At 68.8% G+C, this 16101-nt stretch carries 11 protein-coding genes and 1 pseudogene; 4 read left to right on the forward strand and 8 right to left on the reverse strand.

Features of this window, described 5'->3' with window-relative positions; genetic code table 11:
- Positions 1-69: 69 nt before the first annotated feature.
- From ACFWP7_RS15435 to ACFWP7_RS15455, 5 genes are all read right to left on the reverse strand, one after another.
- Positions 70-786, reverse strand: coding sequence for an ABC transporter ATP-binding protein (locus tag ACFWP7_RS15435; protein ID WP_384381586.1), 717 nt, complete (start codon positions 784-786; stop codon positions 70-72).
- Positions 783-1664, reverse strand: coding sequence for an ABC transporter ATP-binding protein (locus ACFWP7_RS15440; RefSeq protein WP_384381588.1), 882 nt, complete (start codon positions 1662-1664; stop codon positions 783-785). Before ACFWP7_RS15440 ends, ACFWP7_RS15435 begins: the two co-directional genes overlap by 4 nt.
- Before the next feature lie 5 nt (positions 1665-1669).
- Positions 1670-3454, reverse strand: a complete 1785-nt coding sequence (locus ACFWP7_RS15445; RefSeq protein ID WP_384381774.1) for a branched-chain amino acid ABC transporter permease — start codon at positions 3452-3454, stop codon at positions 1670-1672.
- Positions 3455-3459: 5 nt separating this feature from the next.
- On the reverse strand, positions 3460-4392 hold the full coding sequence (locus ACFWP7_RS15450; protein WP_384381590.1) for a branched-chain amino acid ABC transporter permease: 933 nt from the start codon (positions 4390-4392) through the stop codon (positions 3460-3462).
- Positions 4393-4505: 113 nt separating this feature from the next.
- On the reverse strand, positions 4506-5726 hold the full coding sequence (locus ACFWP7_RS15455; protein ID WP_384381592.1) for a branched-chain amino acid ABC transporter substrate-binding protein: 1221 nt from the start codon (positions 5724-5726) through the stop codon (positions 4506-4508).
- An 841-nt stretch (positions 5727-6567) separates the two neighbouring features.
- Here ACFWP7_RS15455 and ACFWP7_RS15460 point away from each other — a divergent pair.
- Entirely contained in the window at positions 6568-7293 is a 726-nt protein-coding gene (locus ACFWP7_RS15460) for a ceramidase domain-containing protein (RefSeq protein ID WP_384381594.1), read from the forward strand.
- A gap of 72 nt (positions 7294-7365) precedes the next feature.
- On the opposite strand, the gene ACFWP7_RS15465 is transcribed toward ACFWP7_RS15460, so the two are convergent.
- Complete coding sequence (locus tag ACFWP7_RS15465) at positions 7366-7827, reverse strand: hotdog fold thioesterase (RefSeq protein WP_384381596.1); 462 nt, start codon at positions 7825-7827, stop codon at positions 7366-7368.
- 95 nt (positions 7828-7922) lie between these two features.
- A pseudogene (locus ACFWP7_RS15470) lies at positions 7923-9081 on the reverse strand (molybdopterin dinucleotide binding domain-containing protein).
- 154 nt (positions 9082-9235) lie between these two features.
- Between ACFWP7_RS15470 and polA the strand changes: the two are divergent.
- Entirely contained in the window at positions 9236-11962 is a 2727-nt protein-coding gene (gene polA, locus ACFWP7_RS15475) for a DNA polymerase I (protein WP_384381598.1), read from the forward strand.
- 328 nt (positions 11963-12290) lie between these two features.
- Positions 12291-13253: a serine hydrolase gene (locus ACFWP7_RS15480; RefSeq protein WP_384381601.1), complete on the forward strand. Its 963-nt coding sequence runs from the start codon at positions 12291-12293 to the stop codon at positions 13251-13253.
- Here ACFWP7_RS15480 and ACFWP7_RS15485 read toward each other — a convergent pair.
- Positions 13174-14028, reverse strand: coding sequence for a DUF4184 family protein (locus ACFWP7_RS15485; RefSeq protein WP_384381603.1), 855 nt, complete (start codon positions 14026-14028; stop codon positions 13174-13176). The genes ACFWP7_RS15480 and ACFWP7_RS15485 overlap by 80 nt on opposite strands.
- 360 nt (positions 14029-14388) lie before the next feature.
- Between ACFWP7_RS15485 and ACFWP7_RS15490 the strand changes: the two genes are divergently transcribed.
- A complete protein-coding gene (locus ACFWP7_RS15490) occupies positions 14389-16092 on the forward strand; it encodes a lytic transglycosylase domain-containing protein (RefSeq protein ID WP_384381605.1) in 1704 nt (567 codons plus the stop codon).
- Positions 16093-16101 lie beyond the last annotated feature (9 nt).

Below are 16101 nucleotides of genomic sequence, written 5' to 3' on the forward strand. Positions count from 1 at the left end.
CCCGGTACAGAGAGAGGCCCGCACCCTTGAAAGCAAGGGTGCGGGCCTTCTCGTATCCGCGGAGGACTGTCAGTCCTCGCCCAGGTACGCCTTCCGGACGGACTCGTCGTGGAGCAGGTCCTGTCCCGCACCGGAGAGGACGATGCTGCCGACCTCCATGACGTGGCCGTGGTCGGCGAGGGAGAGCGCCGCCTGGGCGTTCTGTTCGACGAGGAGGATCGTCGTGCCCTGGGACTTGAGTTCGGCGATGGTGGACATGATCTTCTGCATCATGATCGGTGAGAGGCCCATGGAGGGTTCGTCGAGCATGAGGAGTTTGGGCTGGCACATGAGTGCCCGTCCCATGGCCAGCATCTGCTGTTCGCCGCCCGACAGGGTTCCCGCTGCCTGCTTCCGCCGTTCCCCGAGGATGGGGAAGAGGTCGTAGGCCCGCTGGATGTCCTTCTCGATGCCTGGTTTGTCGGTGCGGAGGAACGCTCCGAGCTGGAGGTTTTCGGTGATCGTCAGCCGGGGGAAGATATGGCGTCCCTCGGGGGAGTGGGCGAGGCCGAGGGCGACGATCTTGTGGGCGGGGATGTTGGTCAGGGGTTTGCCGTCGAAGAGGATGCGGCCGCTGCTGGGCTTGAGGAGCCCGGAGAGGGTGCGCAGGGTGGTGGTTTTGCCGGCGCCGTTGGTGCCGATGAGGGTGACGATCTGGCCGGCTTCGACGGTGAAGGAGATGCCCTTGACGGCTTCGATTTTGCCGTAGGCGACCTTGAGGTCTTCGACCTCGAGCAGTGCGGTCACTGGGCGCGTCCTTCCGTGCTGGTGGTGCTGTGCGCTTCGGCGGCGTCGTGGGCCTCGGCGGCTTCTACTTCGGCGAGTTCTTCGGCGCCGGGGGCGCCTTCGAAGGGGGTGCCGAGGTAGGCGGCGATGACGCGTTCGTCGGCCTGGACGACTTCCGAGGTGCCTTCGACGAGTTTTTCGCCTTGGACGAGACAGGCGACGCGGTCGGAGAGGTTGAAGATGAAGCGCATGTCGTGCTCGATGACGAGGACGGCCATGCCTCGGTCGCGGATGGCGAAGACGAGGTCTTCGGTCGCCCGGGTCTCTTGGGGGTTCATGCCTGCGGTGGGCTCGTCGAGCAGCAGGAGTCCTGGTTCGCTGGCCATGGCGCGGGCGATTTCGAGCTTGCGCTGTTCGCCGTAGGGGAGGTTGCGGGAGAGGTGGTCGGCTTTGTGGGCGAGGCCGATGAACTCCAGCAGTTCCATGGCGCGTTCGCGCGATGTGGCTTCGGCCTTGCGGAAGCCGGGGCCGCGGAGCAGGGCGGACCAGAGGCCTTCCTTGGTCCTGGTGTGGCGGCCGACGAGCACGTTTTCCAGGACGGTCATGTTGGCGAAGAGCCGGATGTTCTGGAAGGTGCGGGCGATGCCTGCGCTGGTGACGAGGTGGGGCTTGGGTGGGAGGACGGTGCCTTTGTAGGCGACCCTTCCCTCGGTGGGTACGTACAGGCCTGTGAGGCAGTTGAAGAAGGTGGTTTTGCCTGCGCCGTTGGGGCCGATGAGGCCGACGATTTCACCGGTGTTGACGGTGAGGTCGACGTTGCGTACGGCGGTGAGGCCGCCGAAGCGCATGGTGACGCCGGTGGCTTCGAGGACGGGGCTGGTGTCCGCGGTGGTGGCCATGTGGGTCACGCCCCCGTCTTGGTGACGCCGACGGTGTTGTCGGGGAGGTCTTGTTCGGGGATGTCGAGTTGTCCGGTTTCGTGGAACTCGAGCTGGCGGCGGCGGTTGGCGATGATGCCTTCGGGTCGGAAGCGCATGAGGATCACCAGGGCGAGGCCGAAGGCCAGCAGTTGGTACTCCTTGAGGAAGCCGAGCTTCTCGGGGAGGAGGTAGAGCAGGGTTGCGCCGAGGATGGGGCCGTTGACGGTGCCCATGCCACCGAGGACGACCGCGGCCAGCAGGAAGGCCGAGTTCGGCGGTACGGAGCCGGCGAACTGGTAGGGGGCCGGGTTGACGCTGTATCCGACGTGGGCGCTGACTGTACCGGCGAGGCCTGCCAGTGATGCGCCCAGTGCGAAGGCGATGAGTTTGACGCGAAAGCCGTTGATTCCCATGGCGGTGGCGGCGGTCTCGTCTTCGCGGATGGCGATCCAGGAGCGGCCGATGCGGGAGTCCGCCGCCCGGTTGAAGACGATCACGACGATCGCGGTGATGATCAGCATCAGGAGGAAGTAGTTCGCGAATCGGCCGAGGATGATTCCGCCGACGTCGTGGCTGTTTCCGAAGTTGAAGCCGAAGATGTTGAGGTCCGGGATCATCGAGATGCCGTTGGGGCCGTTGGTGATGTTCGGTCCGGAGGCTCCGTCCAGGTTGTTGACGGAGATCCGGAAGATCTCTCCGAAACCGAGGGTGACGATGGCCAGGTAGTCGCCGCGGAGTCGCAGGGTGGGGGCGCCGATGAGGACGCCGAAGACGAGTGAGGCGAGCATGCCGGTGAGCATGGCTGCCCAGAAGGGGAACTGGACGCCGGAGAAGCGGGAGAACTCGGAGCCGGAGACGAGGGCGGCTGCGTATGCGCCGACGCCGAGGAAGGCGACGTATCCGAGGTCGAGAAGTCCGGTGAGGCCTACGACGATGTTGAGGCCGAGGGCGACGGTGGCGACGATGAGGATGTTCACGCCGAGGTTGGCGTTGTGTTCGTCGTTCTCGACGAAGGGGAAGAGCGCCGCGGCGAGGAATGCCATGGAGGTGGCGAATCCCTTGTGGCGGGCGTTGAGGTGGGCGAAGCGGTCGAAGAGGCCGGCGGCGAGGAGTGCCCAGGTGCCGAAGACGACGAGGAGCAGGTAGCCGAGGAACGTTTCGCTGGCTTCGGGGTCGACGCCGATGCCGTAGGTGAAGACCATGAGGGCCACGGCGGTGGTGGCGGTGATGACGAGGCGTTCGCCCCAGCCGGGGAGTTTGGCGGCCGGGGGGATGTGCTCGGGCTTGGTGACGTAGTCCTTGAACGTGCTGCCGGGCTTGGGGAGTGCGAGGGTGCCGAGGAGGGCTGCCAGCGAGGCGATGGCGGCGATGTAGGCGCCTGGGTCGAGGGCCACGAGGCCCTTGAGGTCGACGGCGATGGCGATGGCGCTGAACCAGCTGACCGCGAAGGCGGACGCGGCGGCGAGGACGACTGGCTGTACGGCGCCTGCCGGGTTGAGCCAGCGCAGACCGCGGACGTTCCAGAGGGTGAGTGCGTAGAGCAGGGTGAGGGCCCCGGCGATGAGGTCGAGGATCTGGAGTCCGGCCGGGGAGCCGTAGTAGGTGAGGTCCCCGGGGAATTCGGACGTGTAGGTCCAGGACATGAAGGTGCTGGCGATGGTGCCGACGGCGCCGATGGTGATGAGGGCGCGGGCTGTGGGCTGGGGGAGTGCGATCAGGCCGCGTGCGGGGTCCGCGGTGGTGGCCGTGGTCTTCTCGGTGGTTGCCATGGTGCTCACGCCCTGTCCGCGACGCGTTCGCCGACTAGGCCTTGTGGCCTGAACAGCAGTACGAGGATGAGGAGTACGAAGGCCCAGACGGAGGACCAGCCGCCGCCGCCGAGCTGCTGCATGCCGGGGATGCCGTCGATGTAGGAGGTGGCCAGGGTTTCGGCGAGGCCGAGGACGAGGCCGCCGATCATGGCGCCGTAGATGTTGCCGATGCCGCCGAGTACGGCCGCGGTGAAGGCCTTGAGGCCCATTTGGAAGCCCATGTCGTACTTGATCGTGCCGTAGCGCAGGCCGTAGGCGACGGCGGCTACGGCGGCGAAGAAGCCGCCGATGGCGAAGGCGATGACGATGATGCGGTTGGTGTCGATGCCCATGAGCTGGGCGGTGTCCGGGTCCTGTGCGGTGGCCTGCATGGCGCGGCCGGTGCGGGAGAGGTTGACGAAGAGGGCGAGGGCGGCCATGCAGAGGGGGGCTGCGACGATCACGAAGACGGAGCCGCTCTGGACGCTGACGGATCCGATGTGCCAGGGACCGAAGTCGAGTTGGGGGAACGTGATGTCGGTCTTGGAGTCGGGGTACCAGTTGAAGACGGCCTGCTGGAGTGCGAGGGAGAGGCCGATGGCGGTGATGAGTGGTGCGAGCCGTGGTGCGCCGCGTAGTGGGCGGTAGGCGAATCGTTCGGCCCCGACGGCGATGAGGACGGAGACGAGTCCGCCGCCGATGAGCATCGCCGGTAGGGCTATCCACATGGTGGTGCCGTCGGGCAGGACGTAGAGGGAGACCGTGAGTGCGCCGAAGCCTCCGGTCATGAAGATCTCGCCGTGGGCGAAGTTGATGAGCTGGACGATGCCGTACACCATCGTGTAGCCGATGGCGATCAGCCCGTACATCGAGCCGAGGAACAGCCCGTTGGCCAGCTGCTGCGGCAGGGTGTTCACCGCATGGCCTCCATGTGGGTGGGGAGTGTTGAACAGGGCGTATGGAACGGGCCGCGCGGTGACGTGTGGTCGTGGCCGCGCGGCCCTGGGGGTGGTGCTAGCGGCGGTGGGGATCAGCCGTTGAATGTGCCGCTCTTGACGGCCTTCCACTTGCCGTCGACGACCTGGTAGACGGTGAGCTGCTTGTTGGTGGTGTCGCCGTATTCGTCGAAGGCAACCGGTCCCGCGATGCCCTCGAAGTCGGTCTTCTGGACCTCGTCGACGATCTTCGCGCGGGCGTCGTCGGGGATCTTGCCGTCCTTCACGACGTTGCCGATCGCCTTGATGATGGCGGTGGCGGCGTCGTAGGAGTAGCCGCCGTAGGTGCCGTAGTCGCCCTTGAGGCCGGCGGCCTTGTACTTCTTGATGAAGTCGGCGGCGGAGGGCAGGGAGTCGACGGGCGCTCCGACGGAGGTGACGAGGTCGCCTTCGGAGGTGTCTCCGGCGGTCTCGATGTAGGTCGGGGTGAACATGCCGTCACCGCCGAACAGCGGGATGTCGACGCCGCCGTCCTTGAGCTGCTTGGTGAGCTTCTCGGACTCGTCGTACTGGCCGCCGTAGTAGACGAGGTCGGCCTTGGAGTCCTTGATCTTGGTGACGAGGGCCGAGAAGTCGGTGTCGCCGGTGTTGACGTGGTCCTCGCCGGCCACCTTGCCGCCTGACCCGGTGAAGCCGGCCTTGAAGAGCTTGGCCAGGCCGGCGCCGTAGGTCTGCTTGTCGTCGACGACGAAGACGTTGGTCTTCTTCAGGGTGTTGTACGCGTAGTCGGCGGCGAAGCCGCCCTGCAGGGCGTCGGTGGTGGCGGTGCGGAAGTACGTCTTGAAGGGGCGTACCTTCTCCGTCTGCCAGTTCTTGCCCTGGGTGAGCTCGGGCGCGGTGTTGGAGGGCGAGATCTCGACCAGGTTGGCGGTGTCGAAGACCTGCTGCATCTGGGTGGCGACGCCGGAGTTCAGCGGGCCGACGACGCCGAGGACCTTCTCGTTCTGGACGAGCTGGGTGGCGTTCTGCTGGCCGCTGGCCGGGATCGCCTTGTCGTCGAGAGCTTGGACCTTGAAGGTCACGCCGGGAACGGTGTTGTTCTTGTTGGCGTCGTCGACGGCGATCTGTACGCCGCCTTGGATGCCGAGGCCCGTGGCGGAGTTCGCACCGGTCAGCGGCGCGTCCACGCCGATGATGATCTCGGTCTTCGCGTTGCTGTTGCTGTCCCCGCTGTCGTCGCGCGAGCCGCAGGCGGTCAGCGTGAGTGCTCCTGTGGTGAGCACGGAGGTGAGTATGACCAAAGAACGCTGTCGCACGTCGAAAATCCTCTCCCTGGCGCGGGTCCCCCATGGTGAGGGCCGTGTGTCTCGCCGGGCCGTACTGGGTGGTTCAAGGCCGTGCAGCAGACGCGCCCGGCGGCGCGGTGACTGGCCGTGACTATAAGCGCAGGTAGGGCGAGCGGGCAGGAGCGTGGGGGAGGCTGTGACGCTCTTGTTATGCGGGGGATGTTCTGGCGGGTGTTGGACGGACGTTCGGAGCATTTCGGTGCACCGTCCTGGGGTGACTCCGTGTTCGCATGGTGAGAACTCCCTGTTCCGCTTCGTGGTGTCGGGTGATCTTGGTCAATACTGCAGCGGAGTGGTGCGTTCGGCGCGGAGCCGCGTACGAGGCTGCGCGGGGTGGGTGTGCCGCACGCATTACTTCATTTCGAAACAGGTAACCGTCTGTTACCGCCGTGTTAGATCGTGCGGGATGGCCGGGTGGCGAAGAATGGGTGCGGTGGTGGCCAGGCTGGGGAAGCGGGTGGCGTGGGCCGGCGACACGTTCCGTGAAGGGGTGCCCCAGGCGGAAAGCCGTGTTGTTGCCGCGCGGTCTGGTTGCTGATGACCGGTCGGGGTGTGATGAGTCGGGGGCGGGCGGCAGAGGCCGCGCTTGTAGACGGAGATCCGCGCGCCGTCGGGGCGAGGTGGGCCGACTTCATTGTCCATGGCAGCCGGGGTGTGGTGGTTGCGCTCAATCAGCGCAGTCCTGCGCTGACTTGGTTACGGTTCCCTGTCGAGGCCCTGGGGTTCGCTGCCGCTCGTCGCCTCCCGGAACCCCGACAGTTCGACGGACCGCTCGACAGGATTTCGAAAGCAGCCCGACAGGATGAGGACCGTGAACTGGAGCGAGCACCTCGACGAGTACTGCGAGCGGGGGTCGGCGGCCTTCTGGGCCGAGCCCGTCAACGCGGTCAGCAACCTCGCCTTCGTCGTGGCGGCGCTCGCGCTCTGGCGCATCCTCAGGCCCTACCGGCGCGTGCCCGCTGACGTTGAGCCCTCCCGGCGCGTGCCCGCCGACATCGGGTTGCTGGCGCCTTTCATGGCGCTCATCGGCATCGGTAGCTTCGCCTTCCATACGCTGGCGACGCGGTGGTCCCAGGCGCTGGACGTCGCGCCGATCACGCTGTTCGTGCTCTTCTACCTCGGGTGCTTCCTGCGCCGGTTCTACGGTCTCGCGTGGCAGCGGTGTGTGCTCGGTGTGGCCGGATTCGTGGTCTTCACCGCTGTGTTCGACGTGCTGGTCGGCGGGCTGATCCCCAACCGCTCCGGCGTGTACATCCCTGTGCTGCTGCTGATGACCGGCCTGGCGGTGACGTTGCGCGGGTCGCGGGAGGCGGGCAGGGCCGCCCAGTGGCGGCAGTTCGCGGCGGCGGCCGTGGTGTTCGCGGCGGCGCTGTCCGCCCGTACGGTCGACGAGGAGATCTGCGGTGCGTTCCCGCTGGGCACGCACTTCCTGTGGCACACCCTCGACGGCGTACTGGTCTTCCTGGTGTCCCGCGCCCTGGTCCGCCGCTGGCGGTACCTGGTGGATCGGGACCGTCTTGCGGCGTCCGCCCCGTGACGGCCGCGCAGGCGTGGTCCCGGACGGCCGGCTCGTGGCAGTCAGCCGTGGGCGCCTCTTCGAGCGGGTGTGTCAGCCGGTGGGGACGTCCTTGAGCATGCAGGTCAGCCGGGCGGTGCAGACGCGCTTGTCGGCCTCGTCCGTGATGACGATCTCGTACGTCGCCGAGGATCTGCCCCGGTGTAGGGGGGTGGCCACGCCGGTGACCAGCCCGGAGCGCACCCCGCGGTGGTGGGTGCAGTTCAGGTCGACGCCCACGGCGATCTTGGAGCTGCCGCCGTGCAGCATCGCGCCTACGGAGCCGATGGTCTCGGCGAGGACGGCGGAGGCGCCGCCGTGCAGGAGGCCGTAGGGCTGGGTGTTGCCCTCCACCGGCATCGTGGCGACGACGCGCTCGGCGGAGGCCTCGATGAGCTGAACGCCCATGCGGGTGCCGAGGTGGCCCGCCGAGAAGAGTGCGGGCAGGTCGACGCCGAGCGCTGCGTACTCGTCGATGACCTCTTGCGGGAACTTCACGGTGCGCTGCTCGCCCATCGGGCCCGACTCCGTCCGTCGTGGATCACTGGGTGGGAACACTGTGCGGGATCACTGCGTGGTGGATCAAGCTCACTGACTCACTGAGCAAACGCTCAGTCGGTTCTCGATTGTTCCAGACGTACGACGACGGATTTGCCGGCAGGGGTGCTGCTGGTGTCGGCGGTCGCGTCCAGAGGTACCAGGACGTTGGTCTCCGGGTAGTAGGCGGCCGCGCAGCTCCGGGCGGTGGGGGAGTGCACGGCGCGGAAGCCGGGGCGCGGCGCTCGACGCCGTCCTTCCACTCGCCGACGAGGTCGACGTACGAGCCGTCCGCGAGGTTCAGCTCCCGGGCGTCCTCCGGGTTCACGAGGACGACCCGGCGGCCGTTCCTGATGCCTCGGTAGCGGTCGGCCAGGCCGTAGATCGTGGTGTTGTACTGGTCGTGCGAGCGCAGGGTCTGCAGGAGCAGGCGGCCCTCGGGGAGCCTCGGGTACTCGACGGGGGCGGCAGTGAAGTTGGTCCTGCCGGTGGCCCTCGGGAAGCGGCGCTCGTCGCGTGGGGCGTGCGGGAGCGCGAAGCCCGAAGGGTGCGCCACGCGCGCGTTGAAGTCGTCGACGCCGGGGATCACGCGTGCGATGCGGTCACGGACGGTCGTGTAGTCCTTCTCGAACTCCTCCCAGGGCGTAGGGGATTCATGGCCGAGGACGCGGCGTGCGAGGCGGCACACGATGGCCGGTTCGGACTGCTGGTGCGTCCCGAGGTGGAGAAGAGGGCTTCGTCGGGGGAGCCGAGCGCGGTGAGTTCCTCGGCGGCGATGTCGAAGGCCCGCTCCCGGGGCACCGGTTCGTAATGGTCGGCGCCCTGGGCCAGGTACATGGGGTGGGTGAGGCGGCCCTGTCGGCCCAGCCAGTAGCCGCTGCGGGTGGCGAGGTCGGCCACGGTGTGCGAGGCGAAGAAGTCCGGGGTGACCCGGCGCAGGGTGGCCTCCTCGGCGACCGCCTTCGCGCCGTTCTCACAGAACTCCGCCGCGTGCCGGTGTTCGGGCTCGGGCCAGGCGCGGCCGGGGCAGTCGAAGCCGTCCTTCTGGTTGACGCGGAGGAGGGTGAGCGCGGTGCGGTACACGCCCATCTGCTGCTGGGCGATGCGCAGGGTGTGCCCGATGGCGGGGAGTCCGGCTGCCGCGTGCTTCGGCTCGGTGACCTGCGGCGCGTCCTGAACAGGACCGCTCCTGGGCGGTTTGCCGGCCCTCGCTGGGGGCCCCTTCGCGTGCATGTGTGCGGTGTTGGCCCGGCGCTGTGACACCAGCGGTCGGCCGCCGCGGGCCCCGGCCCTCGCACCCCTTCGAATCCTCGCACGGGGTGCCGACAGCAGCCGTGCCGGGCCGTGAGGGCTCTCACTGTCAGTGGCACGTGGCAGGATCGGGGTCGTGGCAGAAACAGCATCGAAGAAGACCGACAGCACCTCCGGCGAGACGCGTCCGCGGCTGATGCTCATGGACGGGCACTCGCTGGCGTACCGCGCGTTCTTCGCGCTGCCCGCGGAGAACTTCACCACCGCGACGGGCCAGCCGACGAACGCGATCTACGGCTTCGCGTCGATGCTGGCGAACACGCTGCGCGACGAGGCGCCCACGCACTTCGCGGTGGCGTTCGACGTCTCCCGCAAGACGTGGCGCTCCGAGGAGTTCACCGAGTACAAGGCGAACAGGTCGAAGACCCCGGACGAGTTCAAGGGGCAGGTCGAGCTGATCGGCGAGCTGCTCGACGCGATGCACGCGGAGCGGTTCGCGGTCGACGGCTTCGAGGCGGACGACGTCATCGCGACGCTCGCCACGCAGGCCGAGGCCGCGGGTTTCGACGTGCTGATCGTCACCGGTGACCGCGACTCCTTCCAGTTGGTGTCCGAGCACACGACGGTGCTGTATCCGACGAAGGGCGTCTCGGAGCTGACCCGTTTCACTCCGGAGAAGGTCTTCGAGAAGTACGGGCTGACGCCGGCGCAGTACCCCGACTTCGCTGCGCTGCGCGGCGATCCGTCCGACAACCTGCCGGGCATTCCCGGTGTGGGCGAGAAGACGGCGGCGAAGTGGATCAACCAGTTCGGTTCGTTCGCGGAGCTGGTCGAGCGCGTCGACGAGGTCAAGGGCAAGGTCGGGCAGAATCTCCGCGACCACCTGGAGTCGGTGAAGCTCAACCGCCGTCTCACGGAGATGGTGAAGGACGTGGCGCTGCCCAGGACGGTCACCGAGCTGGAGCGCGCCGCGTACGACCGCACGGCGGTGGCGATGGTCCTGGACACCCTGGAGATCCGCAACCCGTCGCTGCGTGAGCGGCTCCTCGCGGTCGACCCGGGGGCCGAGGAGACCGAGGACACCCGGCCGGTCACCGAGGGTGTCGAACTCGACGGCACGGTGCTGGGCGCGGGCGAGCTGAAGCCGTGGCTGGCCGAGCACGGCCGGGCGGTCCTGGGTCTGGCCACGGTCGACTCCTGGGCGCTGGGCACGGGCGCGGTGGCCGAGGTCGCGCTCGCGACGGCCGACGGCAAGGCCGCGTGGTTCGACCCGACGCAGTTGGACGAGGCCGACGAGAACGCGTTCGCGAAGTGGCTCGCCGACCCCGACCAGCCCAAGGTCATGCACAACGCCAAGGGTGCGATGCGGGTCTTCCCCGAGCACGGCTGGACCGTCGAGGGCGTGTCCATGGACACCGCGCTCGCCGCGTACCTGGTCAAGCCGGGGCGTCGTTCCTTCGCCCTTGACGCGCTGTCCCTGGAGTACCTCGGCCGGGAGCTGGGGCCCACCGCGGCGGCCGACGGGCAGCTCGCCTTCGGCGCGGACGACCAGGCCGAGGCCGACGCGCTGATGGTGCAGGCGCGCACGATCCTCGACCTGGGCGAGGCGTTCGGCGAGAAGCTGGAGGAGGTCGGCGCGGCCGGCCTGCTGCGCGACATCGAACTGCCGACGTCCGCGCTCCTTGCCCGTCTGGAGCGGCACGGCATCGCTGCCGACCGGACGCATCTGGAAGCCATGGAGCAGATGTTCGGGGCCGCCGTACAGCAGGCCGTGAAGGAGGCACACGCCTCCGTGGGCCACGAGTTCAACCTCGGCTCGCCCAAGCAGCTCCAGGAAGTCTTCTTCGGCGAACTCGACCTGCCCAAGACGAAGAAGACGAAGACGGGCTTCACCACGGACGCGGACGCGCTGGCCTGGCTGGCCGGGCAGACCGACCACGAACTGCCGGTGATCATGCTTCGTCACCGTGAGCAGGCGCGGCTCCGGTCGACGGTCGAGGGCCTGATCAAGACGATCGCTGCGGACGGCCGTATCCACACCACCTTCAATCAGACGGTGGCCGCGACGGGCCGCCTGTCGTCGACGGACCCGAACCTGCAGAACATCCCGGTCCGCACCGACGAGGGCCGCGCGATCCGCCGCGGCTTCGTGGTCGGCGAGGGCTTCGAGTCCCTCATGACGGCCGACTACAGCCAGATCGAACTGCGCGTGATGGCCCATCTGTCCGAGGACGAGGGCCTGTTGGAGGCCTTCACCTCCGGCGAGGACCTGCACACCACGGTCGCCTCGCAGGTGTTCTCCGTGGAGCGGTCCGGGGTCGACGCGGAGATGCGGCGCAAGATCAAGGCGATGTCGTACGGCTTGGCGTACGGGCTGTCGGCCTTCGGTCTCTCCCAGCAGCTGAACATCGATGCGGGTGAGGCGCGTGGGCTGATGGACACGTACTTCGAGCGTTTCGGCGGCGTACGCGACTATCTGCGCCGCGCTGTCGACGAGGCGCGTGCCACGGGCTACACGGAGACGCTTTTCGGCCGGCGCAGGCATCTTCCCGACCTCAACAGCGACAACCGCCAGCGGCGCGAGACGGCCGAGCGGATGGCACTCAACGCGCCCATCCAGGGCACGGCAGCCGACATCGTCAAGATCGCCATGCTGAACGTGGACCGTGCCCTGCGGGAAGCCGGCCTCAAGTCCCGCATGCTCCTTCAGGTCCACGACGAAATCGTCCTGGAGATCGCCCCCGGTGAGCGCGCCAGGACCGAGGAACTGGTCCGACGCGAGATGGCGTCCGCCGTCCAGCTCCAGGCTCCGCTCGACGTCTCCATCGGCTCGGGGGACGACTGGGAGTCGGCGGCGCACTAGGCGCTCCGCTGGATAGGCGGTTCGTTCGCTGCGGGTCGGTGGGGGTTGGTCGTGCAGTTGCCCGTGCTCCTTTGGGACGTGGGCGAGCTGCACCGGACCTGGGGTGCGGTTCGTTCGCTGCGGGCCGGCGGGGGCTGGTGGCCCAGTTCCCCGCGCTCCTTTGGGGCGCTGCCGGACCGCACAAGGCTTCGTCGGCCCCGTTCGGCCCGTCCAGCGGACGGGGACCGGTGCGGGATATCTGAGGGACGCCCGCCGCCCTGGCCCCCGCGTCACTCGCGTGGCCCCCGCAAAGGGGCCTCGCGCCCGAGGCGCCCGTAAGGATGCGGGCATGGGTATACGCATGCTCAACCGTCGTACGGCCATAGCCACGGCCGTCGTCTCTGCGCTCCTCGCGCCGGTACCCGCGGTCGCCGCGCACGCGAGCACCGCCCAGGTTCCCGCGGCCTGCCGCTCCCCCCGTGACCCCGACCTCGCCGCCCGGATGTCCCGCGACATCCGGGCGGCGCTGTCGTCCCGCCAGGGCACCGTGTCCGTGGCGGTGCGCGACGACGACACCGGGCTGACCTGTGCAATCGCGAGCACGCGGCAGTACGACTCGGCGAGCGTCGCCAAGGTTGTGATCATGGAGGGCGTGCTGCGCCGGGCGGAGGAGCTCGGGCGCAGACTCACCGACTGGGAACTGGCCAACCTGCGCCCGATGATCACCAGGTCCGACAACACCGCCGCCGTACGACTGTGGGCCGACCTCGGCCACGCCCGCCTGAGCCGCCTTCTGACCCGCGCCGGGACGACAGGCACCGCCCTCGGCCCCAACGGCTACTGGGGCCTGACCCGCACCACGGCAGCCGACCAGATGCGGCTGCTGGCGGTGCTCACGAACACCCGCTCGTTCCTGAAGACCCGCGCCTACGGTCTGCAACTGCTCAGCCAGGTCCGCCGCGACCAGCGCTGGGGGGTGCCCGCGGGCATGCCGAGCGGTCTGAAGGCCCACGTCAAGAACGGCTGGCTGCCGCGCGCCACGCACGGCTGGCGTGTCCACAGCGTCGGCGCGTTCACCGGCCCCCACCGCACGTATCGCATCGTCGTCCTGTCGCACGACAACCCGACGATGGCGTACGGAGTGCGCACCATCGAGCGCATCGCCCAGGCCGTCCACCGCGGCCTGCGCCACAAACGCGGACTCGTGCAGGCACCTACCCCGGAGAGTGCGATCAGCGAGGAGCCGGACGGCTCGGCTCCGTACGGACCGCCGGCGGGCTGGGACGAGCCGGAGCAGGACGCCACATCCTGACCCCGACCGCGTACAGCGCGAGGCCGAGCACCAAGCCGGCGCCCGCGCCGAAGCACAGTGTCGGGATCCACTCCCAGATCTTCGCGTCGGCGCCCCGGGAAGCCATCCAGAGCGAGGCCCGCTGCACCGCGCCCACCAGCGCGCACCCCCCGATCACCGCACCGGCCGCCCACCGGTCGGAACGGGACAGCACCGGCACCCCCACGGGCTCGCCCGAGGGCGTCCGCCGTACCGCGAGCGCCACGAAGAGCGCGATGGCGACGGCCGCCACCACCGAACTGCCGTACTGCGCGTACCAGTACAGCGGCGAACCCGCCATCTCCCGCCCCAGAACGGGCAACAGCTCCACGCCCCACCGGTCGTGATGCGTGAACGCGTCCCACACGACATGGGTCAGCGCGCCGAGCACCGCCGAGGCGTACCACCACCACACCACCGGCGGACTCAGCCGTCTCCGTGGAGCCCCGCAGCGCAGCAGACCGGCGACCCGCCCCTGCCGGGCCCGCGGCAGCAGCCCCACCAGCGGTTCGCGCAGCACCAGCCAGGTGCCCGCGAGCGCCCAGGCGACGAGTACGTCGACGCTGAGGACACCGGTGAAGGAGTGGGTGAAGGTGCCGAACTCCATCGCTCCGGGCAGCACGCCTGCCGCGTAATAGGTCATGTCGGGTGCGAACGAACCGGCCACCAGAACCATCGGCACCAGTCGGCCGCGACCGCTTCCGTCGGCGCGCACGGCGGGCAGTACGGCCGCCGCGTGGCTGAGAGTGAAGGGCAAGTCGTCTCCCTGTGGCTTACGTTGGCCGGGTACGCCGGTCGCGGCGACCCCGGGTCCCGGCGGACGCCCATTATGAGGGACGCGTGAGAACTGCCCGGCAGAGCACACGGTGAGCTGCCGACCGCACCATCGGACGTGGCCAACTGGTGAAAATCGGGCACGAACGGGTGCCCGGGCGACAGGAGTTGTCGTAGGGTCGCCTGGGTTGCCGTGGCGGGGAACACGGTCGAACACGCAGGACAGAAAACAACAGAGAACACAGTAGAGAAGACAGAAGAAAACGCACCAGAAGTGCGCGCACGGAAACAAACTGCGCGACAAAAGGCGCGTAAGTGGTCGTCCATGGGAGGGACTCACTCAATGGTGGCGCATTTCGGCACGAGGCTGCGCAAGGGAGCGATGACGACGGCTGTGGCCGCGGTCGCTGTCGCGGCTCTGTCCGCCTCCCAGGCCCCGGGAGTGGCCACCGACGACCAGGGCAGACAGACCACCGGCGCCGACGCCGAGTCCATGCCCGACGGCAGCGCGACCGGTAACTCGCCGTACTACACGGACCTTCCGCCGCTGAACACCCCCAGCCCGACGCCGACCATCGGCACCCCTGCCGCCACCGGTGAGGCCGAGGCCGGCATACCCGCGACCGTCCTCGACGCCTACCAAAAGGCCGCGGCCTCGCTGAGCGCGTCCAAGCCGGGCTGCAACCTGCCCTGGGAACTCCTCGCCGCCATCGGCAAGGTCGAGTCGGGCCAGGCTCGCGGCGGCAACGTCACCTCCGACGGGACCACGATCACACCGATCCTCGGCCCGGTCCTCGACGGCAACGGCTTCGCGAACATCAGCGACACCGACAACGGCGCGTACGACGGCGACAGCAGCCACGACCGCGCGGTCGGCCCGATGCAGTTCATCCCGTCCACCTGGGAGTGGGCCGGCGAGGACGGCAACGGCGACGGCAAGAAGGACCCCAACAACGTCTACGACGCCGCGCTCGCGGCGGGCAACTACCTGTGCCGGTTCAGCTGGGACCTCTCCGACCAGACAGATCTCGACAGTGCGATCCTCAGCTACAACAACTCGACCGAGTACCTCAACACGGTCCTGTCGTGGCTGGACTACTACCGCAAGGGCACCCACGAGGTACCGGACGGCACGGGCACGCTGCCCGAGAACCGCAGCGACGACTCCGACGGGGCCACCACCTCGCCCAGCCCGACCCCGCCGAGCACCCCGGCGCCGACCCCTCCCACGCCTGGCGGCGGTACCCAGAGCCCGACCCCGCCCCCCAGTACCCCGCCGAGCACGCCGCCGCCCACCCCACCCGTTCCGCCCACCCCCACCGAAACGGTGGATCACCTGGAGGACGCGGGCACCGACGCGCTCACCGCGACGGCGGGCGACACGTTCGGTGAGCAGGTCGCGGTGCGCACCGAGACCTCGGCCGGCAAGGCGGTCGCCAAGGTCCGGGTGCGGTTCACGATCGTCGGCGACACCACGGACGCCACCTTCACCGGCGGCGAGACCGTCGCCACGGTCGTCACCGACAGTGCGGGCACGGCCACCGCGCCCGCGCTCGTCGCGGGCGAGCAGACCGGCGACTTCATCGTCCGGACCACCGTCGTGGGCCGCACGCTGACCGGCCTCGACTACACGGCAAGCGTCACCGCACGCCAGGCCGACACCCTCGTCCGCACCACCGACACCGCGCTGACCTGCGTGCCGGGCGGCGAGTTCGCGGACCAGGTCGAGGTGAAGGCCACCTACGACGGCGCCGTCGCGGACAAGGTCGCCGCCACCGCCACGCTCATCAAGTCGACGGACGACGCGACCGAGAACGACAAGGGCCCGTACTTCAAGGACGCGGACGGCAACACCGTACGCACCCTCACGGACCTCACCACGGACGCCGACGGAGTGCTGCAACTCCCGAAGCTGTACGCGGACGACACCACCGGCACCTTCCTGCTCCGCATCACCACCACGGGCGGCGCGACGCTGACGGTCGAGCTGACCGTGGCCGCGGCGGCCACACCGGAGCCCGAGCCGGAACCGACGGCCACGGCGTAGTCCGTACAC

The organism is Streptomyces sp. NPDC058470 (genome assembly GCF_042721055.1).
Lineage (GTDB): Bacteria > Actinomycetota > Actinomycetes > Streptomycetales > Streptomycetaceae > Streptomyces.

What these genes read in the sequence shown, in the direction of transcription:
- ACFWP7_RS15480 (WP_384381601.1), top strand. Translation starts at nt 12,291, where the DNA reads ATGGGTATACGCATGCTCAACCGTCGTACGGCCATAGCCACGGCCGTC.
- ACFWP7_RS15440 (WP_384381588.1), bottom strand. Translation starts at nt 1,664, where the DNA reads ATGGCCACCACCGCGGACACCAGCCCCGTCCTCGAAGCCACCGGCGTC.
- ACFWP7_RS15445 (WP_384381774.1), bottom strand. Translation starts at nt 3,454, where the DNA reads ATGGCAACCACCGAGAAGACCACGGCCACCACCGCGGACCCCGCACGC.
- ACFWP7_RS15465 (WP_384381596.1), bottom strand. Translation starts at nt 7,827, where the DNA reads ATGGGCGAGCAGCGCACCGTGAAGTTCCCGCAAGAGGTCATCGACGAG.
- ACFWP7_RS15490 (WP_384381605.1), top strand. Translation starts at nt 14,389, where the DNA reads ATGGTGGCGCATTTCGGCACGAGGCTGCGCAAGGGAGCGATGACGACG.